17 protein-coding genes and 1 pseudogene are annotated in these 24111 nt (G+C 64.7%); 11 read left to right on the forward strand and 7 right to left on the reverse strand.

Going from position 1 to position 24111, the window contains the following annotated elements:
• Positions 1 to 49 precede the first annotated feature (49 nt).
• The 6 genes and pseudogenes from EBB59_RS04045 to EBB59_RS14185 all read left to right on the forward strand — a co-directional run bounded on the left by EBB59_RS04045 (position 50) and on the right by EBB59_RS14185 (position 5087).
• On the forward strand, positions 50 to 1735 hold the full coding sequence (locus EBB59_RS04045) for a TadA family conjugal transfer-associated ATPase (RefSeq protein WP_122100929.1): 1686 nt from the start codon (positions 50 to 52) through the stop codon (positions 1733 to 1735).
• Positions 1732 to 2580, forward strand: a complete 849-nt coding sequence (locus EBB59_RS04050) for a type II secretion system F family protein (RefSeq protein WP_122100868.1) — start codon at positions 1732 to 1734, stop codon at positions 2578 to 2580. The genes EBB59_RS04045 and EBB59_RS04050 overlap by 4 nt, the downstream gene beginning before the upstream one ends.
• Positions 2577 to 3467: a type II secretion system F family protein gene (locus tag EBB59_RS04055; protein ID WP_122100869.1), complete on the forward strand. Its 891-nt coding sequence runs from the start codon at positions 2577 to 2579 to the stop codon at positions 3465 to 3467. Before EBB59_RS04050 ends, EBB59_RS04055 begins: the two co-directional genes overlap by 4 nt.
• On the forward strand, positions 3464 to 3814 hold the full coding sequence (locus tag EBB59_RS04060; protein WP_122100870.1) for a DUF192 domain-containing protein: 351 nt from the start codon (positions 3464 to 3466) through the stop codon (positions 3812 to 3814). The genes EBB59_RS04055 and EBB59_RS04060 overlap by 4 nt, the downstream gene beginning before the upstream one ends.
• 66 nt (positions 3815 to 3880) lie before the next feature.
• A pseudogene (locus EBB59_RS14360) lies at positions 3881 to 4003 on the forward strand (TadE/TadG family type IV pilus assembly protein); the annotation flags it as partial.
• A gap of 415 nt (positions 4004 to 4418) precedes the next feature.
• On the forward strand, positions 4419 to 5087 hold the full coding sequence (locus tag EBB59_RS14185) for a hypothetical protein (RefSeq protein ID WP_245979025.1): 669 nt from the start codon (positions 4419 to 4421) through the stop codon (positions 5085 to 5087).
• Between the two features lie 47 nt (positions 5088 to 5134).
• On the opposite strand, the gene EBB59_RS04070 is transcribed toward EBB59_RS14185, so the two are convergent.
• The 3 genes from EBB59_RS04070 to EBB59_RS04080 all read right to left on the reverse strand — a co-directional run bounded on the left by EBB59_RS04070 (position 5135) and on the right by EBB59_RS04080 (position 10258).
• On the reverse strand, positions 5135 to 8248 hold the full coding sequence (locus tag EBB59_RS04070) for an efflux RND transporter permease subunit (protein ID WP_122100871.1): 3114 nt from the start codon (positions 8246 to 8248) through the stop codon (positions 5135 to 5137).
• Positions 8245 to 9384 (reverse strand): efflux RND transporter periplasmic adaptor subunit, encoded by a 1140-nt coding sequence (locus EBB59_RS04075; protein ID WP_122100872.1) that lies wholly within the window; start codon positions 9382 to 9384, stop codon positions 8245 to 8247. Before EBB59_RS04075 ends, EBB59_RS04070 begins: the two co-directional genes overlap by 4 nt.
• A gap of 82 nt (positions 9385 to 9466) precedes the next feature.
• Positions 9467 to 10258, reverse strand: a complete 792-nt coding sequence (locus EBB59_RS04080; protein WP_122100873.1) for a TatD family hydrolase — start codon at positions 10256 to 10258, stop codon at positions 9467 to 9469.
• 322 nt (positions 10259 to 10580) lie between these two features.
• On the opposite strand from EBB59_RS04080, the gene EBB59_RS04085 reads away from it, so the two are divergent.
• Together EBB59_RS04085 and hrpB are read left to right on the forward strand one after the other, a co-directional pair.
• A complete protein-coding gene (locus EBB59_RS04085) occupies positions 10581 to 13502 on the forward strand; it encodes a TonB-dependent receptor domain-containing protein (protein ID WP_245979016.1) in 2922 nt (973 codons plus the stop codon).
• A gap of 63 nt (positions 13503 to 13565) precedes the next feature.
• Entirely contained in the window at positions 13566 to 16199 is a 2634-nt protein-coding gene (gene hrpB, locus EBB59_RS04090; RefSeq protein WP_245979018.1) for an ATP-dependent helicase HrpB, read from the forward strand.
• Positions 16200 to 16494: 295 nt separating this feature from the next.
• Here the strand turns inward: hrpB and EBB59_RS04095 are convergent, their stop codons facing one another.
• From EBB59_RS04095 to EBB59_RS04105, 3 genes are read right to left on the reverse strand one after another with little or no spacing between them, the layout of a single operon-like run.
• On the reverse strand, positions 16495 to 17190 hold the full coding sequence (locus tag EBB59_RS04095) for a hypothetical protein (RefSeq protein ID WP_147455502.1): 696 nt from the start codon (positions 17188 to 17190) through the stop codon (positions 16495 to 16497).
• Positions 17190 to 17837 carry a type II secretion system protein GspM gene (gene gspM / locus EBB59_RS04100; RefSeq protein ID WP_122100875.1) on the reverse strand — a complete coding sequence of 216 codons (648 nt, stop codon included), beginning with the start codon at positions 17835 to 17837 and terminating at the stop codon, positions 17190 to 17192. Before gspM ends, EBB59_RS04095 begins: the two co-directional genes overlap by 1 nt.
• On the reverse strand, positions 17834 to 18925 hold the full coding sequence (locus tag EBB59_RS04105) for a PilN domain-containing protein (RefSeq protein WP_147455503.1): 1092 nt from the start codon (positions 18923 to 18925) through the stop codon (positions 17834 to 17836). The genes gspM and EBB59_RS04105 overlap by 4 nt, the downstream gene beginning before the upstream one ends.
• A 544-nt stretch (positions 18926 to 19469) precedes the next feature.
• On the opposite strand from EBB59_RS04105, the gene EBB59_RS04110 reads away from it, so the two are divergent.
• The 3 genes from EBB59_RS04110 to EBB59_RS04120 are packed head-to-tail and all read left to right on the forward strand — an operon-like array spanning position 19470 to position 22923.
• Positions 19470 to 20966: an alpha/beta fold hydrolase gene (locus EBB59_RS04110; RefSeq protein ID WP_122100877.1), complete on the forward strand. Its 1497-nt coding sequence runs from the start codon at positions 19470 to 19472 to the stop codon at positions 20964 to 20966.
• On the forward strand, positions 20963 to 21718 hold the full coding sequence (locus EBB59_RS04115) for an ABC transporter ATP-binding protein (protein ID WP_122100933.1): 756 nt from the start codon (positions 20963 to 20965) through the stop codon (positions 21716 to 21718). Before EBB59_RS04110 ends, EBB59_RS04115 begins: the two co-directional genes overlap by 4 nt.
• Entirely contained in the window at positions 21715 to 22923 is a 1209-nt protein-coding gene (locus EBB59_RS04120; protein WP_122100878.1) for an ABC transporter permease, read from the forward strand. The genes EBB59_RS04115 and EBB59_RS04120 overlap by 4 nt, the downstream gene beginning before the upstream one ends.
• Before the next feature lie 67 nt (positions 22924 to 22990).
• On the opposite strand, the gene EBB59_RS04125 is transcribed toward EBB59_RS04120, so the two are convergent.
• On the reverse strand, positions 22991 to 24004 hold the full coding sequence (locus EBB59_RS04125; RefSeq protein ID WP_122100934.1) for an energy transducer TonB: 1014 nt from the start codon (positions 24002 to 24004) through the stop codon (positions 22991 to 22993).
• Between the last annotated feature and the right edge of the window lie 107 nt (positions 24005 to 24111).

Below are 24111 nucleotides of genomic sequence, written 5' to 3' on the forward strand. Positions count from 1 at the left end.
CAACATCCAGATCGACGCGCCCGGCCGTGACCCCCGGCACGTGAAATGCATGCACCGGGAATGCGGCATCGGACGCGACGATGCCAATCTGGTAATGCTGCAAGGCTGGACGATCGCCGGCAAGCACGCATCGCTGGTGCGCGAGGACGATGGCATCTACATCCTCTCGCTGGGTGGCAAGGCGCCGATCACCGTCAACGGTACGCGTGTGGTTTCCCGACACGGCCCGATCCGCGGCAGGGATCGGATCGTGATCGGCGACTACACCTTGCGAATCAATGATGACGAGCCGGAAGCGCGTACCCCGTCGCCCGCACCGGCGATGGATTTCAATAGTGGACACGTCACGGCCTCCACGCCTGGAGAGGGCGTCGTCGTCTCGGCGGACAACTCCGTGCCCACGCCTTCCGACACCTCCACCCAGATGCAACCCACGACTCCGGAGGTGGATGTCAATTACTGGCGTACCCGGGTGCATGCCACGCTGGTCAGACAGATGGATCTGCGCCGGGTCGACGTACGCGGCATGAGCGACGAATCCCTGCGCAACACCACCATCAACCTGATCGAAGAAATCCTGAAGCGTGATTTCAATGATTTGCCCAAGACCATCAACCCGCGCAAGCTGGCCAAGGAAGTGCTCGACGAAGCCATCGGGCTGGGGCCACTCGAGGATCTGATAGACGACCCCACCGTCACCGAAATCATGGTTAACGCGCACGATCAAATCTTCATCGAGCGCTCGGGCAGGATCGTTCGCTCGGACGTGACCTTCACTTCAGAGCGCGCCGCACTCGCCGCCACCGAACGCATCGTCACCCCACTGGGCAGACGCATCGACGAAAGCTCGCCCCTGGTGGATGCCCGCCTCAAGGACGGCTCGCGCGTCAACGCGGTGATCCCGCCCGTGGCCTTGCGCGGCCCGAGCATCAGCATCCGCAAGTTCGCTTCGCGCAAGCTGCTGGGCGAGGACCTGTTGAAATTCGGCTCACTCAACCGCGAGATGCTCGAATTCCTCAAAATCGCCGTGCGCGAGCGCAGGAACATCGTCGTTTCCGGCGGTACCGGCTCGGGCAAGACCACGCTGCTCAACATCCTCTCCAACTTCATTCCCGACAGCGACCGCGTAGTCACCATCGAGGACGCGGCCGAACTCAAACTGGTGCAGCCGAATCTGGTCGCGTTGGAGGCCCGTCCGGCGAACATGGAAGGCAAGGGACAGATCAGCATCCGCGACTTGGTCAAGAACGCGCTGCGCATGCGTCCCGACCGCATCGTGGTCGGCGAGTGCCGCGGCGGCGAAGCGCTGGACATGCTACAGGCGATGAACACCGGTCACGAAGGCTCGCTGACCACGGCCCATGCCAACAATCCACGCGAAACGCTCTCGCGCCTGGAGGTCATGGTGATGATGGCTGGAATGGAACTCCCGATGGTAGTGGTGCGCGAACAAATCGCTTCGGCGGTGGATCTGATCGTGCACCAGCGTCGCTACCCCTGTGGCTCCCGGAAAGTAAGCCACATCACCGAAATTACCGGCGTGGAAAGCGGAACCATCCAGTTGCAGGACGTTTTCCTCTTCAAACCCACCACCTATCATGGCCCGGACGGCCGGGTCGCAGGCAACTTCATCGCCACCGGCGCCGTTCCCGAGTTCTACGAGGAACTGGCGCAGCGCGGGGTACAGGTCGATCTCAGCATCTTTCGCGGCGGCGCGGGGGAAAATCTGAGATGAGCATCTGGGTCGTCGCCGTCGCCTCATTCGCTTGCTTCGCCATGCTGGCCTATGTGGCCGTGCGCGCCGGCGATCGCTTCATGAAGCGTTATCGCGAGAATTTCATGGAGCAGGCGAGATTGAACCTGGCCGACATGTTCATGTTCATGGACCCGACGCAGTTGTTCATATTCAACATCGTCGCCCTTGTCGTGGTCCCGCTGCTGCTGTGGCTCGTCACCGGCAACCCGCTGGTGGCCGCCGGCATCGCACTGGTGCTGGCCTTCATGCCGCGCAAGGTTTACGCATGGATGAAGCAGCGGCGGCTCAACCAGATCCAGGAACAGTTGCCCGACGCGCTGCAAATGCTCTCCGGCAGCCTGCGCGCCGGTGTCGGTTTCGCCCCGGCGCTTGAGGTCATGGTTCACGACGGACAACCGCCGCTGGCGCAGGAACTGGCCCTTGTCCTGCGTGAACAGCACTTGGGCGTCCGCACCGAGCAAGCGCTTGAAAACTTCAGCGAGCGCGTGCCGATCATCGACGTCAAATTGTTCGTCTCGGCGGTGAACATCTCGCGCGAAGTCGGCGGCAACCTGGCCGAAACGCTGTCAACACTGGCCGAAACGCTGCGTCGTCGCCTGATCATGGAGAACAAGGTGAAGGCATTGACCGCCCAGGGACGTTTACAGGGCATCGTGATGGCGTTGTTACCGGTATTCCTGATCGGCTATCTCACCCTGATGTACCGTGAAACGATGGAACCGATGTTCCATACTTGGCACGGTTATCTGGTCATCGGCATCTGCATGGTGATGGAATACCTGGGCTACCGCATGTGCCGCAAGATCATGACGATCGACGTATGAGCTGGATGCTGATCCTCGTTGCGTTGATGGCGGCATCGGCGGTGATGCTGGTGATGCTGGGTTCCCGCGGTGCGTTGCGTGAAGTCGAGATCGACGATCGCAGCTACCAGGACCCGTTGCCCGCCGCTTTGCGGATGATGTGGCCATTGGTCACGGTGGCCACTCGTTTCATCGCTCCACGGATGAAGACCATCCACTTCGAGCAAACCCACCGTCGCCTACAGGCCGCCGGACAGGACTATCTGCTGACTGCCGAAGAGTTCTACGGTCTCAAGGTGGTCGGGGCGTGCATCGCTTTCTTGTTTTTCTGCTCTTGTCTGCTGATGCTGGGCCAGCTATCTATCGCATCGGCTTTCATGGCCTTGCTGTTTGGCGGGCTGCTCGGTTGGATGTATCCCGATATCTGGCTCAACGACCGCCGCAAGCTGCGTCAGCGCGCCGTAGTCCGCGATCTGCCGATCTTCCTCGACTTCATCACCATGGCCGTCGAGGCCGGCTTGAACATCACCGGCGCCATCGAGCAGGCCGTGGCTAAAGGACCGTCCGGGGCGCTGTCGCAGGAATTCTCGCGCATGCTGCGCGACCTGCGGGCCGGCTTGCCGCGTTCGGAGGCGTTGAAACGCATGTCCGAACGAATGGACATCCCACAGATCACCAACTTCACCAGTGCATTGATCCAGACCGACAAAGTGGGCGCGAACCTCAGCGAAACCCTGCGCGCCCAGGCGCATCAGCGCCGCGATGAACGCTTCCTGCGCGCCGAAAAGCTGGCACTGGAAGCCCCGGTCAAGATGATGTTCCCGCTGGTCGTATTCTTCTTCCCGCTGATCTTCCTGTTCATCGGCTACTTCATCTACTTGAAGATGCTGGAGGAAGGCATCCTATGAAACGGGGACTGATTCGACGCGACAGCGGCGGCATCGTGGTGGCTCGGGTCTGGCTCGCCAACCGCTGGTGGTCCCGCCTGCGCGGACTGCTACTGCGACCACACCAGGAAGCCTTGCTACTCACGCCTTGCGCCAGTGTCCACACCTTCGGCATGCATTATCCGCTCGATTTGGTCTTTCTCGACCGGCAGGGACGCGTCTGCGGCTGGCAGTCCAACCTGCGGCCCTGGCGCACGGCCACATGCCGTGGCGCCGCCGCCACCGTGGAGATGCATGCGGGGACACTGGGAACCCTGGCCCCGCGCATCGGCGAACACTGGGAGTGGCAAGCCACTCGTTCCCAATAAATGGAGAAGACGATCTTGCGCCCTCATCCCTCTGTTCGCGGCCGCCCGTCCGCCGCCCGCCGGAACATGGCGGGACAATCGATCGTCGAGTTCATCATCGCCGTTCCCGTCTTGCTTTTCCTGGTCCTGGCCACGGTGCAGTTCGTTCTGTTTTACCGGGCTAAATCGACCCTCGATTACGCGGCATTGGAAGCCGCCCGCGCGGGAGCCGTCCATGGCGCGAAAATGTCCGAAATCAAGAAGGGCCTGGCTCAGGGATTGACACCGCTGTTCACCACCGAAAGCTCCCTGGCCGGGATCAGCAAGGCCCGGGCGAAGGCTGGCTACGAAGTCAACCATCCGCTCTACACCAAGGTCGAGATCATCAGCCCGACCCGCGCCATGTGGAACGAGCACAAGGAACGCCAATACAACGGCAGATACGCTCTGCCAAACGACAATCTGTCGTTTCGCGATGCCCGGGTCGGTCGCAGCGGCGTCAACGTCCAGGACGCCAACATCCTCAAGGTGAAAGTGACCTATCAATATCCGTTGGTCGTGCCGTTCGTGGGCTGGGTGCTCCAGGGAAAGTCGCTCTTCGTCAAATCGTCGAATGCGTTCGACAATGGCGGTCTCCATCGCCTCAGCGGGCGATTGCCGATCGAGAGCTACGCCATCGTTCGCATGCAATCGCCAATCTACGATATCGATCGGCCTGTCCCTGCTGCTTTCGGGCGTCGGCGACGCCACCGCCGTGGAAGGAACGGCCGGCATCCTCACCAACGAGCTGGCCGGTTTCGCCGGTATCGCGCGGGACAAACTGATTCCGGCCGAATTACGCTTCAGTGGCGACCAATTGCGCATCGAGTTCACCGGCGAGGACGGGCGAGACTACACGTTGCTGCGAAACGCTCCGGCTCAGCCCATGCTGCTGCTGGATCGGGAGGCCGGCACCGGCTTGCCGGTGCCCGCAGGCCGGATCAACCTCTTCTACGACCCCGGCAACCCCTGCGCGGCCATGGGGATGATGAGCGATTGCCGGAAGCTGGCCTCGGGCATCCACAGCGGCAGGAATGCCGTGCACTGGAGATACCGTGGCAGCAACCGACGCGGACCGGGTGGCAGCAATGTCGGCGACATGTGGTTGGACCAGGCAACCGGTTTCGTGCTCGCGTACACCGGTGAAAGGAGCGGCTCTCGCCAAAAGCAGCTGTGGATCGTCATGCAGGTGCGCTATGCACCACAGGAAGAAGAGGCATTTCTACCCCCCAGGCAATCCTCCCGGCGGGACTGAAGCTCCCTTTCCCGATGCCTGGCCGATGCGAGCACCGTCCCCTTGCATCAGGCCCGGCCACCCGCCGCCCGCCCGCCGCGTCCGAGTTTCCGCGCAAACCAATCGCCCAGGTCGTGCATCACCGTATAAGTGGCCGGGATCACGATCAGGCTGAGCAAGGTGGAAGTGATCAAGCCGCCGATCACCGCCCAGGCCATCGGCGCGCGGAAGCTGGAATCGCCCGACAGGCCGAGCGCCAGCGGCAGCATGCCGGCGCCCATCGCGATGGTGGTCATGATCACCGGGCGGGCGCGCTTGCGGCAGGCATCGATCAACGCATCGTGCTGGCTCATGCCGTGCTCGTCCTCGGCCATCACCGCGTAGTCGACCAGCAGGATCGAATTCTTGGTGGCGATGCCGATCAACAGCAGCAGGCCGATCAAGGCCGGCAGCGACAGCATGTTCTGGGTGACGAGCAGCGCGCCGAACGCGCCGCCGGCCGAGAGCGGCACGGCGGCCAGGATGGTCACGGGCATCAGCGGGTGCTTGAACAGCAGCAGCAGCACCATGTAGATGCAGACGATGCCGGCCACCATCGCCGCGGCGAAGCCGACGAACAATTCGACGAACACCTCGCTGTCGCCGGTATTGCCGAAGGCGATGCCCGGCGGCAGATTCTTGATTGAAGGCAGCGCCTGCACTTCGTTCATCGCCTCGCCCAGGGGCCGGCCGTTCAATTCGGCGGTGAGGGTGACGTTGCGCTGACGGTTGTAACGGCTGATGACCGACGGCCCGCTATCCGGCTGGATATCGGCCACCGCCTCCAGCGGCACCGGGCCGGCCTTGCCACGCACGCGCAACTGGGAAAGCGTGGCCGGGTCTTCCAGCGATTCTTGGGCGAAGCCGACCCGGATCGGAATCTGCCGGTCGGGCAGATTGAGCTTGGCCATGCGCTGGACGTAATCGCCGGCGGTGGCCACGCGCGCGGCTTCGGCGATGGCGGCGGTGGATACGCCCAGGTCGGCGGCGCGCGCCGGGTTGGGCACGATGCGGATTTCCGGGCGGAGCAACGAGGCCGAGGACGACACGCTACCCAGCCCCTTCAGGGTACGCAGGTCGCGCTGTACCGCCGCCGCCGCCTGATCCAACGCGCGCGGGTCGTCGCCGGAAAGCACCAGCGGCATGGTCTTGCCCGGCTCGCTGCTGATGTAGCTGACGCGCACGCCGGGCAGCGTTTGCAGACGCTTGCGCGCCTCGGCTTCCAGCACCTCCTGGTGGCGCTGGCGCGATTTGCGATCGCCCCATTCCAGTGTCATCACCGCGCGACGCACGTCGGCGCCACCGGATTTACCCGGGTCGCCCAAGTCGGGAACACTGCCGATCTGGCTGAAGACTTGTTTCAACTCGGGGATGTCGGCCAGCAGGGCGCGCGCGCGTTCGGTGGCGGCCCGGGTCTGCTCGATCCGGCTGCCCGGCGGCAATTCCATCGAAAGCATGCTGCGCCCGGGGTCGGAAGGCGGAATGAACGTGGTCGGGATGAACTTGATCATGCCGAGCGAAAGCACGAACAGGCCGAACGCGATCGCCAGGGTCTTCCAGCGGTTGCGCAGCGCGGTATCCACCCAGCCCAGGTAGCGGCGCATGAGCCGGCTCTCGCCTTCGTGCTCGGGTTCGGGCTTGAGCAGATAAGCCGCCATCATCGGTGTCAGCAGTCGCGCCACCAGCAGCGAGAACAGCACCGCCGTGGCCGCCGTCCAGCCGAATTCCTTGAAGAACTTGCCGGCGATGCCGGGCATGAAGGCTACCGGGACGAACACCGCCGCCAGGGTCATCGAGGTGGCGATCACCGCGATGCCGATCTCGTTGGCGGCATCGCGCGCGGCCACCAGCGGCGGCTTGCCCATGCCGAGATGGCGGACGATGTTCTCGATCTCGACGATGGCGTCGTCGACCAGGATGCCGATCACCACCGAAAGCGCCAGCAGCGTGATGATGTTGAGGCTGAAGCCCAGCGCCCAGATCACCGCGAAGGTGGGGATGATCGACAGCGGCAGCGCCAGTGCCGAAATCCAGGTCGCGCGCCAATTGCGCAGGAAGAAGAACACCACCACCAGCGCCAGCAACGCGCCCTCGATGAGCATCGTCATCGAGGACTTGTACGAAGTCTCGGCCTCGGTGGTCATGTCGTTGACCAGGCGGAAGGATACGCCGGGATGCGCCTTTTCCAGCGCCTTCAGCGCCGCCTGCACCCCCTCGCGCACCTTCAGCTCGTCGGCGCCGCGGGTGCGCGACATCGAGAAGCCGACCACCGGCCGTCCATCGAGCAGCGCCAACTGGCTGGGATCGGCCGCGCTATCGTGGACGCGCGCGATGCCCGACAGCCGCAACGCGCGGCCATCGGGCAGGGCGATGCTGTAATCGGCTAGCGCCTGCGCATCCGGCACGGTGCCGATGGTGCGAATGGTCTGGCGCTCGCCGCCGATCTCGGCGCGGCCGCCGGGCCGCTCCACCTGCATCTGCGCCAGTTGCTGCGACACCTCGCCGGCGGTGATGCCCCAGGCTTCCAACGCCCGCGGATCGAGATCGACCCGCACCTGGCGCTCGATGCCGCCGATGCGCCGCACCGCCGCCACGCCATCGACGCCGTACAGCGCGCGGCTGACTTCGCGGTCGACGAACCAGGACAGGCCGCCGGCATCCATGCGCGGCGCGGACACCGCATAAGTCAGCAGATCGCCGCCGATCTCCACCTTGGCGATGATCGGCTCCTGGATATCCTGCGGCAGATCCATGCGGATGCGCGTCACCGCATCCTTGCTGTCGTTGAGCGCTTCCATCACGTCGGTATCGAGATGGAACTCGACATAGGTGGTGCTGACGCCCTCCACCACCGTGGATATGATCCGCTTCACGCCTTTGAGCGTGGCGACCGAATCCTCGACCCGGCGCGTCACCTCGGTTTCCAACTGCGAAGGCGAAGCGCCGGGCTGGGTGATGGTCACTACCGTCATCGGGAAGGCGATGTCGGGGAACATCGCCACCGGCAGCTTGTGGAAGCCCCAGAAGCCGGCCACGCACAGCACGAAGAACAACATGACCGAGGGCACCGGATTGTGGATGCCCCAGGTCGAAAGATTACCGCCGCTCTTCTTCGCCGCCGGCACGGGCGGATGCGCGCTCATGGCGCGGCGCCGCGCTTCGCCGGCGCGGCGGTGCTGGCCGGCGCCACCCGCACGCGGTCGCCCTCGGCCAGGAAACCGGCGCCTTCGACCACCACTTGCGCGCCGGCTTCCACCCCGCCGCGCACTTCGACGAAGCCCCCCTCGCGCGTGCCGGTCTCGACCCGGTGGGCCTGCACGACCGCCTTGGCGCGATCGAGCACGAACACTGTTGGGAAGCCATCGCGCAACACCAGCGCATCGGCCGGCACCGCCAGCACGCTGCCGCTGCCGGTATCGATGCGGCCCTCAAGATAGGCGCCCACCTGCATAGTGCCGGCCTCGAGCAGGTCGGGCGGCAGGTCGGCAAAAACCGTACCGGTACGGTTGGCCGCATCCACGCCCGGGCTGACCGCGCGCACCCGGCCTTCGACCGTCCCCCCCTCGCCACCGGTCAGGCGGATCACGTCACCCGGCTTCACCCGCGCCAACTGCGTGGCCGGCAGTTCCGCGCGCCATTCCAGCCGACCATCACGGATCAGATAGATCAGCGGAGACCCCGCCGCCACCACTTGGCCTGGCTGCACCGATCGTTTGGCGATAACGCCCGCCGCCGGCGCACGCAAATCGGCAAAACCCCGGCGCAGCGCGGCCGTGTCGCGGGCGGCGCGCGCCGTGCCGAGACGCGCCTCGCCCTGGGTGCGGGCGGCGCGCAGTTCATCCAACTGCGAGGTGCTGATGTATTGGCCGCGCGCCAGGTTCTCGCCACGGGCCAGATTCGCGCGGGCCAAATTCGCGCCAGCCTCGGCCTCGCGCAAGGAAGCATTGGCCTGGGCGAGATCGGCATCCAGCATGCGGTGGTCGAGCGTCAACAACACCTGGCCGCGACGCACCCGCTGCCCGACATCGACGTTCAACGCGGTCACTCTCAGCCCGGAGACCTCCACGCCCAGTTGCATTTCCTCGACCGCCGACACCGGGCCGGAAACGCTCAACCCGCTCGCCATCTCTCGACGCACCACCGGCGCGGTGGAGACGGTCTGCGCGGAATTCGCATCATCGGCGGCGGGCTCGTCTTCATTGCAGGCAACCAATGCCAGCGGCAGGCAGACGGCTAGGAACAACGCACGCGTGGCGCGCGGCGGTCGGGTGCGGGGCATGAGACGTTTCGCTGAGTCGGTTTCGCCGCCAGTGTACTGGCAGGTACAGTAATGCGGTTAACCAGGTTTCACGCCGCTTGCCTCACGCCGGCAAGCGAAAGAAGGCCGTCGCGGTGGCGGTGGTGGCATGGCGCACGGCTTCCACGCTTTCGCCCCGGTCGCGCGCCAATTCCTCGGCGATGTGCGGCAGAAAGGCCGGCTCGTTGCGCCGATCCTTCGGCATCGGTTTCAGCGTGCGCGGCAACAGGTAGGGCGCATCGGTCTCGATCATCAGCCGGTCGGCGGGGATGTGCCTCACCAGCGCGCGCAGATGCTCGCCACGGCGCTCGTCGCACAGCCAGCCGGTGATGCCGACGTGCCAGTCGCGGTCGAGGTAATCGAACAGCTCCTCGCGCGTGCCGGTGAAGCAATGCACCACCGCCGGGCCAAGACGGCCATCGAAGTTCTTCATCATCGCCATGAAATCGGCATGCGCATCGCGCTGATGCAGGAACAAGGGCTTGCCGGTGTCCGCGCCGATCTGCAACTGCCGCTCGAACGCCTTGCGCTGCATTGGCCGCGGCGAGAAATCGCGGAAGTAATCCAGCCCGCATTCGCCCACCGCCACCACCTCCGGCTGCGCATGCAGGGCGCGCATCTCGGCGTCGCATTCGGCGGTGTATTCCGCTGCGTGATGCGGATGCACCCCGGCGGTGGCGAACAATTCGCCCCGATGCCGCCGCGCCAGCGCCAGCGCTTCCGGCGAATGCTCGCGCGACGCGCCAGTGACGATCATCCGCCCCACCCCCGCCGCGCGCGCGCGTTCGAGCACCGCCTCGCGATCATGATCGAAGCTGTCGTGGGTGAGGTTGGCGCCGATATCGATGAGTTGCATTGAATATTAAGAATCTGTAAAAAGGCAGAGTGATGATAGGCATTCAAATTTTATTCAGCCAGATCAAACTTGCACTCACAAGTTGAGTTGAATTGTCCCATGACTTAGAAATTTGGCCATTCATTCACAGCTTTCTTACATACGGAGAAACGTCATCGTGAACAAGAACTTCGGAAAAATCTTCCGACATCCGCTAGCCTGTGCCGTGTTTGCTGCCTTGGTCGCCCCGGGTGTTGCCTTGGCCCAGAGTACTACGCAACCACCATCCGACGCTGATGGCCAAACTTCCAAGCAAACACCCAGGTCATTGGACACCATAACCGTGACCGGTTCGCGCATTTTGAGGGCGGGCTTTGACACCTTGGAACCGGCTCAGGTTATCTCCCGTGAAGAAATCACTCAGCTCGGCATCACTAATGTAGCCGAATCACTGTTCCGTCAGCCAGGCTTCAGCGCTGGTGCCAGCTATCGTGGCGATCAATCTGGCTTTGGTGCTGGTGTGAACTTCATTAGCCGTTTCGGTTTGGGTTCCAACCGAGAACTGACCCTGGTCAATGGTCGTCGTTTCGTCAGTTCTAATCCACCGACTCAGTTCGGCCCCGCAAGCGGTGGTCTCCAAGTCGATCTCAGCGCCATTCCAACGGCGTTGATCGAGCGTGTGGAAAGCATCGGAATCGGCGGCGCACCCACGTATGGCTCTGATGCGATCACCGGTGTTACCAACCTCATCCTGCGTAAGGACTTCGAGGGCGTGGAAACCACAATGGGCTTTGGCTCCACGACATATGGAGACAACATCCGTTTCAACTTTTCCTCAACTTTCGGTAAGAATTTCTCGGACAACCGCGGAAACTTCACTATTACGGCTTCACATGACCGCAATAATGGCGTTCTGGCGAACAGTCGTGAATTCTATCGACAAAACATAGCGATTGTTCCAAACCCGAATGCGGACATGATAAAGAAATTCATGCCCGGCCGTGACCCGGCTACTGATGGTCGACTAAGCCCCGGGGTAGGCTTCGACACCAGTTCAGCCGATGGGATTCCGGGAAGCGTATACATTCGCAATCGCACCCTTTCCGCTATAACCTTTGGTGGCATGTTGCTACCGGCAACCGGTAACTTGATCAAGAATGGCGCTGGCCAGTTGCTGGGTTTTGGTCCGGGCAGTGACCAGTACTTCCAATTCAATTCTTCCGGACGTTTGGCAACGTTCGATCCGGGCATGCCATTTGGCACCAGAATGCAGTCTTCAGGCGGCGATGGCATGCGTCTCAATGACACCATCCAGCTGATCTCCGATCTCGACCGTTCAAATGTCTTTGCAACGGGCCGTTACGACTTCACCGATAGTATCCGGGCCTTTGCCGAGCTAAGCTGGTTCAAATCCAAGGCACTGGAAATTGCCGACCAGAGTATTTACAACGGCCCCTATTTTAGTAATTTAAGCTTGCCACTGACTTTCAGCATCGATAATCCATTCATCAATCCGGAAGACCGTGCCACCTTGGCAGCATTGGGAGTTACCAGTTTCCGGCTTTCTCGTGCTTCCCGAGATATCGTCGAAAACAATTCATCTTCCACAAGCACTATCAAGCGCATCGTGTTTGGACTGGATGGCATATTCGATATTGGCTCCCGTCAGGCTCAGTGGGAAGTCAGCATCAATCACGGCCGGGGCAACTTCGAATACGGTGGCTACGCACTTAATCAGCAAAAATTCATCAATGCGATCAATGTGCGTCGTGACACCAACGGCAACATCGTCTGCGACAGCAGCGTAACCGGTACGGTAGCCGATCCAGCCTGCGTGCCTCTCAACTTGTTTGGCCTGAACTCACCTTCTGCTGAAGCCAAGGCTTATGTCACTACTCCAACCCTAGCCCACGCAGCTAACCAGCAAACAGTATTCAATGCCAACATGACCGTGGGGCTATTTGATTTGCCGGGCGGTGAGTTCAAGGTGAATGGTGGTTACGAGCAACGCCACGAAAAAGGTAGCTTCACTCCCGACGCCTTCCAGCAGGCCGGTCTTGGTCGTTCCGTACCGATCCAGGCGATCAGTGGCAGCTTCAAGACACGGGAAATATTTGTAGAGGCATTGGCCCCGATTTTTGGTGGTGACCGCAGCTACCCGGGATTGAATCGTCTTGAAGTGACACTGAAAGGCCGCCGGGTGAACAATTCACTTGCCGGTCTTTTTGATGCCTACACTTATGGTCTGCAATATGAACCATTTGCTGGCCTGCAACTCCGTGGCAACAAGACTCGCTCCTTCCGCGCGCCTGCCATTGTAGAGTTGTTCCAACCGGTTTCGACCGCATTTTTTTCGATTCCAGAAGCATGTACTCCTTCTAACATTGGCGGAGGCCAGACTCCCGACATTCGCCGACGCAATTGCCAGGCATTCTTTGCCGCTTATCCCGGAGTAGATCCTTCCACGTTTGCCGCCAATTCCGGAACTCAGCAAGGCACAAGCGGTGGTAATCTCAACTTGCGCAACGAGCAGGCTGAGTCCTGGACTGCCGGAATCGTTTTCCAGCCAACTTTCGTGAAAGGCCTAACGATGGCTGTCGATTACTACAAGATCAACATGACCGAAGCCATTACTTCGCTAAGGGCAGCCCAAATTGTCAGTGCCTGTTTTGACAATCCAAACTTCAACGCCAATGACCCCAAAAATGGCAACGAGTTCTGCAAGATGATTTCTCGTGATCCTTCCACGGGTGTTGCAAATAGCATCCGTACGCAACGGGTCAATGGACAATTATTGAACTTCAAAGGCTGGACGGGCGAAGTACGCTACTCGTTGAATCTTGCGGATTACGGTTGGGGTGAAGGGCGTATTAACTTGGGATTTTTCGGTTACTTCCCGAAATCTCTCCAATCGCAAGTCACTCCCGTCGTGCCCCCGGCGGAGAGCATCGGTTCATATGGTTACTCCAGGCGTCAATACCAGTGGTCAGCCGGGTTTGTTGGCAAACACTGGATGTACGGGCTAGCAGCCAACTACAACAGCAGTACTATTTTGGACGTACAGGCAAGTAATCTTCCTGAACAACGTGATATCTACACTCGCCCATCGTTTACCAAGTGGGACGGATATCTCGGTTATAAATTCAATGAAAAAGTTCGGGTGAATCTGTCGATCATCAATTTACGTAATAAGATTGGCCCGTACCCGTTTGTAGATGATTCACTGGGCCGTCGTTATATGTTGACCAGTACCTACAAATTTTGATCCATTTGATCATTTTCTGGTACTGAAAGAAGGCCGACAGCAAGCTGTCGGCCTTCTCCTTTTATGTCAGCCGATACGATTACATATCCTTTGGTCGTGAACTCCCCCACCCTCCCCATCCATGAAGTCCTCCCCGCGATCCGCGAATCGCTGGCCGCGCGGTCGCGGCTGGTGCTGGAGGCGCCGCCCGGGGCCGGCAAGACCACGCAAGTCCCGCTGGCGTTGCTCGATGCCGATTGGCTGGCCGGCCGCAAGATTCTGATGCTGGAGCCGCGCCGGGTCGCCGCGCGCGCGGCGGCCGGATTCATGGCCCGGCAATTGGGCGAGCCGGTCGGCGAGACGGTGGGCTATCGCATCCGTTTCGAAAACAAGGTGTCGAAGGCGACGCGCGTCGAGGTGGTGACCGAAGGCATCCTCACCCGATTACTGCAAGACGATCCACTGCTGGAAGGCGTTGGCGCGATCTTGTTCGACGAGTTTCACGAACGTCACCTGGCCGGCGACCTCGGCCTCGCCCTGGCGTTGGACGTGCAGACCAGCGTGCGCGAGGACCTGCGCCTCGTGGTGATGTCGGCGACGCTCGAAGGCGAGCGATTGGCCGGTTGGCTCGACGCACCGCGAATCAGCAGCGCCGGTCGCAGTTTCCCGGTCGAGGTGGCGCATTTTCCGGGCCGCCGCGACGAGGCGCTGGCGCCGCTGGTCAAACGCGCGGTGGAGCACGCATTGCTCACGCATCCCGGCGACGTACTGGTGTTTTTGCCGGGCATACGCGAAATCGGCCAGGTTCGGCGCCTGTTGGAGGCGGCGCGTGAAATGGCCTCCCCGCTTCCTTTCCCACCGAAAGGCCACGTCCCGGCTCGGACGCGTCCTCCCGGCGGCCCGTCCGATACCGGCGCATCAAGTCCGTTTTCGTGGGAAAACCTGGAAGTCCTCGCGCTGCATGGCGAGCTCCCGGTCGAGCAGCAATCGCGGGTGCTGCAACCTTCCCCCGAGGGCGCACGCCGCATCGTGCTCGCCACCAACCTCGCCGAATCCAGCGTGACGCTGCCCGGCGTGCGCGTGGTGATCGATACCGGCCTTGCCCGCGAGCCGCGCTTCGATCCCAATTCGGGCTTTTCCCGGCTGGACTCGGTACGCATCGCCCAAGCCAGCGCCGACCAGCGCGCCGGCCGCGCCGGTCGCGTCGCCACGGGCTGGGCCTACCGGCTGTGGCCGGAATCCGAACGCCTCGCGCCGCAACGCCGCGCCGAGATCATGCAGGTGGAGCTGGCCGGCCTGGCACTGGAACTGGCGGCCTGGGGCAGCGACGCCTTGCGTTTCGTTGACCCACCGCCGCCCGGCGCCATCGCCGCCGCCCGCGATTTGCTGACGCGCCTCCACGCCCTCGACGCCACCGGCGCGATCACCGCGCCGGGCCGAGGCATGCTGGCGCTCGGCACCCATCCGCGCCTGGCCGCCATGCTGCTGGCCGCCCCGAATGACGAGGCGCGCGCGCTGGCCTGCGATCTCGCCGCGCTGGTCGAAGCACGCGACCCCTTGCGCAACCGCGGCGATGCACTGGCCGAACGATGGCAGGCGCTCGCCGCCTTCCGCCAGAACCGCCCGCCCGCCGATGTTCAACGCGGCGCGCTGGCCTCGATCGACACGGCCGCCCGGCAATGGCGCCGCCGCCTGCGCGTGGCGGCCAAACCACCGGCGCACGCCACCGCGCACGCGCTTGGCGACCTGCTTGCGCGCGCCTTCCCCGACCGTATCGCCTTCCGCCATGCGAACGACCGCCTGCGCTACCAGTTGAGCAACGGCCGGATGGCTCGCTTGTTCGAGGACAGCGCATTGGTCGGCGAACCCTGGCTGGTCGCCACCGAGCTGCGCCACGAAGCCAGGGACGCCCTGCTGCTACGCGCCGCGCCGCTCGACGAAACCCGCCTGCGCGGGGATTTCGCCACGCATTTCCGCGAGGGCGAAGAAGTGCGCTGGGACACGGCCAAGCGCGCGTTGATCAGCGAGCGCATCGAGCGCTTCGACGGCATCGTGTTGTCGACGCGCGCCGGCGGCAAGGTGGATACCGTGCTGGCGGCCAAGGCGCTGACCGATGCGGTGCGCACGCTTGGCCTAGACGCGCTGCCCTGGAGCGAGGCCGCCACGCAATGGCGCATCCGCGTGCAATGCCTGCGCGCGTGGATGCCGGAACTGGCCTTGCCCGACCTTTCCGACGCCGCATTGCTCTGCACGCTCGACGATTGGCTAAAGCCCGCCTTCGCCGGCAAGACCCGCCTGGACGCGCTTTCCGCCGAGGCGCTGACCAAAGCGCTGAAATCCGGCATCGGCTGGAATATCCGCAGCCGCATCGACCCGCTGGCGCCGCTGCGCATCAGCGTCCCTTCCGGGCTTGAGCGGCGCATCCAATACTCGCTCGACGACCACGGCGAAGCCGCATCGCCCGTCTTGGCCGTGAAACTTCAGGAACTGTTTGGACTGGCGGAAACCCCGCGTATCTGCGAGGACCGCATCCCGCTCACCCTGCACCTGCTTTCGCCAGCCGGCCGGCCCTTGCAGGTAACGCGGGACTTGCGCGGCTTCTGGGAGCGCACCTACCCGGAAGTGAAGAAGGAAATGAAGGGGCGATACCCGAAGCACCCGTGGCCGGAAGACCCGTGGCGCGCGAAGGCAACCCACCGCGCCAAACCCAGACCGTAGCGTTGCCGGATTTCCCGCCCGATGGGCAGGCCGGCCGCACATCGGCCTGCCCTTACAGAGTGACGGCGCCGGCCGGGCACGGCCCTACATGGCCCGCACGACACGACACGACCCGACACGACACGACCCGACACGACCCGACACGACCCGACACGGCGCGAGGCCTTGGATGCCGGAACACGAAGCTCAACGGCGGCGGCGCGGGACAACGCCGCGCTGAGAAACGTCTGGCCGCAAAAACGCGGGGCCGCAACGGAAGCGCACGGCGGCGCGATACCTGGGGCGGCATGGCGCGTTACCGCTTCCGGGCCTGTTCCGACATGCGGGACATGTGGCGGCGCGCGGCTTCGATCCTGCGACGCACCTCCTCGACCTGATCCGGCTGCCGCATCGGCCCGGCGCCAGACGGCGCGCCCTGGCCGGCAGTGGATGCCGCCGCCCCGGCCAAGGGCAACGATCCGCCCGCGCCCACCATCGCCACGGGCGCGGGCAGGGCGGCGCGCGGGTCGATCTTCACGACCCGGCTGTCATCGCCCGAGCGGAACGTGGCGCTCCGTCCGGCGAGGTGAACCAGACGCCAGCCGGGATATCCCGGCACCTCCTGCCCCAGCTTGACCCGCACTTGCCGACCACCGGCGGGCGGCGCCAAGGTGACGAGACCTGTGCGCGCGGCGCGAACGATGCCGGTCAGTCTGACTTCGAACGCCGGGGGCGCGGCGGCTTCTCCCCCGCCATCCGGCGACAAGTCCGCCACACGCGGCGCGCGCGACGAAAAAAACAAAGGCCGCGCCCATGCCGGGTTGGCCGGGCCCGGCAAGGCGACCTCCAGACTGGCCGCTTCCCCGAATTCCAGCCGGTGAGCGGAAGCGGGCGGAAGCGCGGCGCGCCTGGGAAGGCTTCCCGCCAGCCCCCAGAGGCAGAAGGCGAGGCTTCCCGCGAACACGGCCATCGATGGCAGCATCGTGCCCGGGAGCCGTTCGAGCCGGGTCATCACATCGCTCCCTGTCCAGGCTCGGCCCTTGCGCTCCCGGCCGGCGAAAGACCGCCGATCACCACAAAACCGACATCCAACACACCCGCCTGCCGGGCCAGGGGCGTGCCGCCATGCGCCGGCATCCCTGAAATATTCAGGCTATCGATGCGCAGGCGGGGCGCTTGCAGTTCCAGCGCCGCCAATACCCGCAGCATTTCGGCATTGCCGCAGCGCAACCGCACCGACAGCCCGGCCCGTCCGGGCCGATCGCTCGCCGGGGCCGGTTCGAGGCGGACCGGGGCCCGGCTCTCCATCCGGCAGGATTTCCCGTTGCGGCGCACGCGCGTCACCACCTCGTCGATGCGCCGCGCCAATTCGACTTCGCCTTGTTGCACGGTGGATTCCGTCAACCACAACCGTTGCCGCTGGGCTTCCGCTTCCACCCGCAGCGACAGCCCGGCCACGCTTTCTTTCTGGGCCAACAAGGATCGCGCGCGCGATAGCGCTTCATCCGCCTTGAGAAGCCGCCCGCGCTCCGCCTGCCAAGGCACCCACCAGGCCCGATGGAAGACACCGGACACCAGGCAAAGCAACACGGCCAGCAGCGCCACGGCAAGCCAGGCATGCCGGCGCGCCGAATCGGCGGGCGCGGGCGTCGTGCTCATTCGGGCTCCCCCTGCTTCAACTTGAGCCTGAGATCGAAGCGCTCACGGCGCGACCGGGGCTCGCCAACCGCGTGGGTGCTCATGCCGACCGCCCGCCACCTCGCGCTGTCTTGCAGGCGCGCAGGCAATCCGCTGGCCCGCGTGGTCAACCCCTGGATTTGCAGATGGCCGGCTTGCAACGTCAGCCGCTCCACGTGGGTGTCGTCCGGCAGCCGCTCGGCAAGCGCGTCCAGCACCGTCACCACGGGCACCTGCCGCGCCTGTGCCGAGCGCGCCTGGCCGATGGCATGCGCCAGCCGCCGGGCGCGTTCCAACTGAAGGGCAACCTGTCGCGCCTGGACGCGTTCTCGCGCCAGTTCGGCTTCCGCCCGATCCGCCGCCGCGCGGGTGGCGGCCAACGACGCCCAGCAACCGACCACGATCAATGCCACCGACGCGCCCAGCAGCGGCGCATTCCAGCGCCAGCGGCCAACGGGTTTCCGGCGCAGGCCGGGCGGCAGCAGGTTCACCCCCAGGGGCTGGCCCGCCTCGTCGGCCACGTCCACGCCCTGCAAGCACACGCCCGCCTCCCGAGCCCGGGTCAGGAGCGGCGCAAGCCGGCCACGGGGCGAGACCACCAGTTCCGCCTCGATCGTTCCGCTCAACGGATCGACGCCGCGGATCAGCGCGTCCCAGGCCACGTCGGCCTCGGCGAACGGTGTCCGCCTGTCGATCTCGAACCGCATCGCCCGACGCAAATGGCCCGATGCCGCCCACGGCAAAAATACCCTCGCCCGTACCGCACTGGCGGCGGGCACCAGCCACCAACGCGGCAACCGCGCATGGTTGGCGAGAATCTCGACACCCCTCACCTCCCCGGGCGCCGCCCCCTCCAAATCCGCGATCCAAACTTGCAGGCGGTCTTCTTCCAGCCGAAGCCATGCCCTGGGCGGAGCGGCAAACCAGCGCCGCCGCAGCCCGGTCGGCAATGCCAGCCGCAGCCCCCGTCCCCACCAATCCAGCAGGCGATGCCACTTGAAAACCATTGCGCCCGCGAACCCGCGTGGCGGGCCGGCGCCGACGATCGCCTCCATCCACGGTGCTCCCATGCAAGCCATGCCGATGCCATCCCCCTCCGTCCGGAAAGCCCCGCTTCCGGCATTTCCCCGTCCCGCTGATACTGCCGGGAATTCAGCCATCGATTCTATAGTGCCGCCGCCAGGGCCGGGCCAAGTGCCCGCCGCCGCCGCCGATACGAACGGATTCGCCTTTCGCCCGGGTATTCCCGCCGGGAGCCGCAGCCAACGCGATACGACGACGCCCGCCGGCGGAACGCCCGGCCAATCGATGGCATCGCCGGCACCCCCCAATGCCCAGCGATCCCACCAACCTCCATCAGGCCCTTGACACGAAAAACGGTAACCTCTGAATTGAACGCGGGCAGCGCCACTCAAACGGATGGAAATCCCGCCGCGGACCATCCACGCACCGGCGACCGGCATGCACGCCCCTCGCCGCCATTGGCCTTCCACACCGCCTGGCCATTTGGCGAACCCATCGAATACATTCTCATCCACCAGAAATGACCATGCGCACATACGTGTCCACTGCCGCTGCCGCCACAATCGCGGTATCCATCCGGGGAAGCCATCGATGAAATCCACCTCACTGCCACCGCTGGCGGCAGCGCTGACCTTGGCCCTGTCGGCCTGCGGCGGCGGCCACCCACCCACCGCCAAACCCGGCGCGCGTCTGTTCGGCACGCTGGAATTCCAGCCGTGCGCACTGTCCACGGCGAACAGCCGCAAGGCATTGGAAGCGCAATGCGCCACGCTCCAGGTGCCGGAAAACCCGGCCCGGCCGCAAGGCCGCAAGATCGGCCTGAAGATCGCCTGGCTGACGCCGGAGAACGAAGCCGGCGCAATGCCCGATCCGGTCTTCATGCTGGCCGGCGGGCCGGGGCAGTCCGCGTTGCAAAGCTATCCCCAGCTCGATCCCGCCTTCGCCGACGTGCGCAAGCAGCGCCACGTGATCCTGGTCGACCAGCGCGGCACCGGCGGCTCCAATCCGCTGACCTGCCAGCAGGATGACGAGGAAACACCGAATTTCTCCCCCGAGCGCGCCGCCGCCTACGCCCGCCAATGCCTGAGCGCGCTGGAAAAACGCGCCGACCCGCGCTTCTACACCACCACCGACGCCGTGCGCGACCTCGATGCCGTGCGCCAGGCGCTGGGCGTGGAGAAGATCAACCTGATGGGCGTGTCCTACGGCACCCGCGTTGCCCAGCAATACGCGCTGCGTCATCCACAACACACCCGCACCGTGCTGCTGGATTCGGTGGTGCCCAACACCCTGCCACTCGGCAATATCTTCGCCCGCAACCTCGACGACGCCCTCGCCCTGCAATTCGGTCAATGCGCGAAGGACACCGCCTGCCGCGAGAAACTGGGCGACCCGCGCGCCCAGCTCGACACCCTGCTGGCGAAATTGAAAGCCGACCCGCCGCTGGTGCGATACCGCGACGCCAACACCCACGCGCCGAAGGAGGCGCGCCTCACCGCCGAATCGGTCGCCGGACTGGTGCGGATGTACGCCTACATGCCGGCCGCGGCATCACTGCTGCCGGTCTTGATCCACGAAGCCAACCAAGGCCGCTACGAGGGCCTGATGGCGCTGACGAAAATGCTCACCGGCGAAATGCGCGACGCCATGGCGCTGGGCATGCAGATGTCGGTGATATGCAGCGAGGACGCCGGCAGCTTCGACGCCCGCGAGGAAGACAAGGACACCGTGCTCGGACAGGACATGGCCCGGGCGATGGGCGCGATGTGCGAAGTCTGGCCGGTCGCCACACAGGTGCCGAAGGATTTCCGCGCCCCGCTCACCGGCGGCATCCCGGTGCTGGCGATCTCCGGCGAGTTCGACCCGGTCACGCCGCCGCGCTATGGCGACGTGGCCATCGCCAAGCTCTCCAATGCCCGCCACCTGGTGCTGAAAGGCCAGGGCCACAGCGTACTTGGCACCGGCTGCATGCCGAAACTCTTCGCGCAGTTCGTCGATAAAGCCGAGCCCAAGGCGCTCGACGCGAAATGCCTCGACACCCTCGGCCCCGTGCCGCCGTTCACTTCCTTCAACGGATGGAATCCATGATCGTCGCCGAACACCTGCGCAAGACCTTTCCCGGCAAGGGGAAAAACGCCAAGCCCGTCATCGCGGTGGACGATGTCAGCTTCACCGCCGCCGACGGCCAGATCACCGGCCTGCTCGGCCCCAACGGCGCCGGCAAGACCACCACGCTGCGTATGCTCTACACCCTAATGCGGCCGGAGACCGGCCACGTCCACGTCGATGGCCATGACGCCGTCAACCAGGCCGACGCCGCGCGTCGCGTGCTCGGCGTGCTGCCGGACGCGCGCGGCGTCTACAAGCGCCTGAGCGCGCGCGAGAACATCGAATACTTCGGCGAGCTGCACGGCCTGTCGAAACCTGAAATCGCCACGCGCATCGACGTGCTTGCGAAAGCGTTGCAGATGGAGGATTTCCTCGACCGTCCCACCGAAGGCTTCAGCCAGGGCCAGCGCACCAAGACCGCGATCGCCCGCGCGCTGATTCACGACCCGAAGAACGTGATCCTCGACGAACCCACCAACGGTCTCGACGTGATGACCACCCGCGGCCTGCGCGAATTCCTCAAGCGCCTGCGCGGCGAAGGCCGCTGCGTGATCTTTTCCAGCCATATCATGCAGGAGGTGGCCGCACTCTGCGACCGCATCGTCATCATCGCCCAGGGCCGGGTGATGGCCGAGGGCACCCCCGACGAACTGCGCGCACAGGCCGGCCTGGACAACCTGGAAGACGCCTTCGTCAGACTGATCGGCACCGAGGAGGGCCTGTCCGCATGAACAACGCCCGTCGAACCGGCTTCCTCGCCGCGCTGCTGACCGTGATGAGGAAGGAACTACGCGACTTCACCCGCGACCGCAAAACCCTCCTGCTCACCCTGCTGATGGGCCCGCTGGTCTATCCGATCATGATGCTCGGCATGGGCAAGCTGAGCGAAATGCGCCGCAGCACACAGTTGGAAAAGCCACTGGCGATCGCCATCGTCGGGCACCAGCGCGTGCCCAATCTCACCGCCTTCCTGGCCAGCCAGGGCATCACCGCGATGAACTCGCCGCCCGGCGACGTCGAGGCGGCCATCCGCGCGCAGGATCAGGACGTCGCCCTGGTCATCGACGAGAAATTCGACGACGACTGGGCGGCCGGACGGCCGGCGCGCGTCACCATCGTCGCGGATTCCACTAGACGCAATGCCGATATACCGGTCGCCCGCGTGAACGCCGCGCTGGATGCCTACAGCCAGACCACCGGCGCGACGCGCCTCCTGGCCCGCGGCATCAACCCCGGCATCACCCGGGCGCTCGGCGTCGACCGCAAGGACATGGCGACACCGGAGGCCAAGCGCGGCGTATTGCTCTCGGTGGTCATGCCGCTGATCCTGCTGATCCTGGCCTTCATCGGCGGCGCGCACCTGTCGATGGACACCACCGCCGGCGAGCGCGAGCGTCAATCGCTGGAACCCTTGCTCGCCACCCCGGCGTCGCGCGCGGCCCTGGTCAGCGGCAAGATGCTGGCCGCGGCCCTGGTCGGCATCACCAGCCTGGTGCTGACCCTGCTGGCGTTCAAGCTCAGCGCCAACCTGGCCGGCACCGGCATGGCGCGGATGATGGACGTCAGCCTGCCGGCCATCGCCGGGATGCTGCTGATCCTGCTGCCGCTGGTGCTGATTGGCACCGCGCTGCTGACCTTCCTTTCGGCCAACTCCAAGAGCATGAAAGAAGCGCAAGCGCAGATGACCTGGCTGCTGTTCCTACCGATGGTCCCGGCCTACGCGCTGATGGCCTACCCGCTGAAGGACACCGAACTGTGGCAGTACGCGGTGCCGTTCCTGTCGCAGAACCAGATGCTGGCGAAAGTATCGCGCGGCGAAATGCCGGGGCCGGAGCAATGGGCGGTGTACCTGGCGGCGGCCCTGGCGCTGGCCACCGCATTGTGGGCGGCGGCGGTGTGGCGCTACAAGCAGGAAAAACTGGCGATCGCCTCCTGATCGCTCATGACCGCATCAAAACGAAAACGCCCGGCCAATGCCGGGCGTTTCGTCTTCGTCCTTCGCCTCATTCCTGTGGATTGAAGGTGAAAGTACGGCGCGTCGTCACCGGCGCGTCCACCGCCTGGAAACGCCAGCGCCTGACCGCATTCAGCACTTCGTTGTTGAACACCCGCGGGGGGTTGGCGCTGACCACCCGCGCCGAGGTCACGCTGCCATCCAGGCCAACCGTGAATTCCACCTGCACGCTGCCGGACTGCCCATTGCGCAAGGCGGCGCCTGGATAGCGCGGTTGCGGCGTGCTGAGCGCGCGCAGCTCGGTACTGGCCGCGCGCGGCGGCGCCGCGGGCGCGGGCGGCGGCGGCGCTGGATTCGCGGCCTGGCGCTGGGCGGCCGCGCGCAATTCGGCCTGTCGACGTTCCTCCGCCGCCTGCGCTTCCTGCTGTTGGCGCTCTTCCTCCGCCTGCCGGGCGGCAGCTAGGCGATTGGCCTCGGCCTGTTTGGCGGCCAGTTGCTGCGCCGCCTGCTGCTGCATACGCTGCTGCTGCTCCCGGCGCTGCTTCTCCAGTTCGAGCCGGCGGGTTTCATCGGCAGCGGCGTTTTCCTTGCGCCGGTCGAAGGTGGCCTCGGCATCGGCGATACCGATCTTCAAACGTGGCAACGCCGGCGCATTGGGGTCGGTCTTTTCCAGCAGCGAGAACAGGCGCTTGGCTTCGGCAAAATCGTCACGACCAATCGCCTGCTCGATGGCGATCAGCGCGTAGGGCTGCAAATCGGTCAGCGCGCTGGCGACCGCCGCGTCGCCCGGAATCTTGTCGCGCAGGGCGAGATAGTATTCCATCGCATTCTCGCCCGCCGGCGCATACAGACGTTGCTCGCTCACCGCCTTGCCGGCGGCCGCGCGCAACTGGTCCGCCCCCATCACCGATACCTGCGCGGACACCGCCGGCGCGGCGGCGTCGGTCGTCGGCGCCGTGCGGGTCTCGGCCGCCGTCTCGTCTTTTCCGCCACAGGCGGCCAAGGCGCAAGCCAGTGCCATCAACAGCACGGGGCGTTCGAAGAGGCACCCTCCCAAATCCATCCGCTTCATGCTTCGTCCCCCGTTGGAACGGCCGGCACGGCCACTCGAAGTCCGAAGTCTTTGCGCCGGAAGACCGGTTTGTCAACCGTGCGCGCCGGCGGGACGGC

Origin of the sequence: Solilutibacter pythonis (assembly GCF_003697345.1) — a bacterium.
Lineage (GTDB): Bacteria > Pseudomonadota > Gammaproteobacteria > Xanthomonadales > Xanthomonadaceae > Solilutibacter > Solilutibacter pythonis.

What these genes read in the sequence shown, in the direction of transcription:
- EBB59_RS04045 (WP_122100929.1), top strand. Translation starts at nt 50, where the DNA reads ATGCACCGGGAATGCGGCATCGGACGCGACGATGCCAATCTGGTAATG.
- EBB59_RS04050 (WP_122100868.1), top strand. Translation starts at nt 1,732, where the DNA reads ATGAGCATCTGGGTCGTCGCCGTCGCCTCATTCGCTTGCTTCGCCATG.
- EBB59_RS04055 (WP_122100869.1), top strand. Translation starts at nt 2,577, where the DNA reads ATGAGCTGGATGCTGATCCTCGTTGCGTTGATGGCGGCATCGGCGGTG.
- EBB59_RS04060 (WP_122100870.1), top strand. Translation starts at nt 3,464, where the DNA reads ATGAAACGGGGACTGATTCGACGCGACAGCGGCGGCATCGTGGTGGCT.
- EBB59_RS14185 (WP_245979025.1), top strand. Translation starts at nt 4,419, where the DNA reads ATGGCGGTCTCCATCGCCTCAGCGGGCGATTGCCGATCGAGAGCTACG.
- EBB59_RS04070 (WP_122100871.1), bottom strand. Translation starts at nt 8,248, where the DNA reads ATGAGCGCGCATCCGCCCGTGCCGGCGGCGAAGAAGAGCGGCGGTAAT.
- EBB59_RS04075 (WP_122100872.1), bottom strand. Translation starts at nt 9,384, where the DNA reads ATGCCCCGCACCCGACCGCCGCGCGCCACGCGTGCGTTGTTCCTAGCC.
- EBB59_RS04080 (WP_122100873.1), bottom strand. Translation starts at nt 10,258, where the DNA reads ATGCAACTCATCGATATCGGCGCCAACCTCACCCACGACAGCTTCGAT.
- hrpB (WP_245979018.1), top strand. Translation starts at nt 13,566, where the DNA reads ATGTCAGCCGATACGATTACATATCCTTTGGTCGTGAACTCCCCCACC.
- EBB59_RS04095 (WP_147455502.1), bottom strand. Translation starts at nt 17,190, where the DNA reads ATGACCCGGCTCGAACGGCTCCCGGGCACGATGCTGCCATCGATGGCC.
- gspM (WP_122100875.1), bottom strand. Translation starts at nt 17,837, where the DNA reads ATGAGCACGACGCCCGCGCCCGCCGATTCGGCGCGCCGGCATGCCTGG.
- EBB59_RS04105 (WP_147455503.1), bottom strand. Translation starts at nt 18,925, where the DNA reads ATGGGAGCACCGTGGATGGAGGCGATCGTCGGCGCCGGCCCGCCACGC.
- EBB59_RS04110 (WP_122100877.1), top strand. Translation starts at nt 19,470, where the DNA reads ATGAAATCCACCTCACTGCCACCGCTGGCGGCAGCGCTGACCTTGGCC.
- EBB59_RS04115 (WP_122100933.1), top strand. Translation starts at nt 20,963, where the DNA reads ATGATCGTCGCCGAACACCTGCGCAAGACCTTTCCCGGCAAGGGGAAA.
- EBB59_RS04120 (WP_122100878.1), top strand. Translation starts at nt 21,715, where the DNA reads ATGAACAACGCCCGTCGAACCGGCTTCCTCGCCGCGCTGCTGACCGTG.
- EBB59_RS04125 (WP_122100934.1), bottom strand. Translation starts at nt 24,004, where the DNA reads ATGGATTTGGGAGGGTGCCTCTTCGAACGCCCCGTGCTGTTGATGGCA.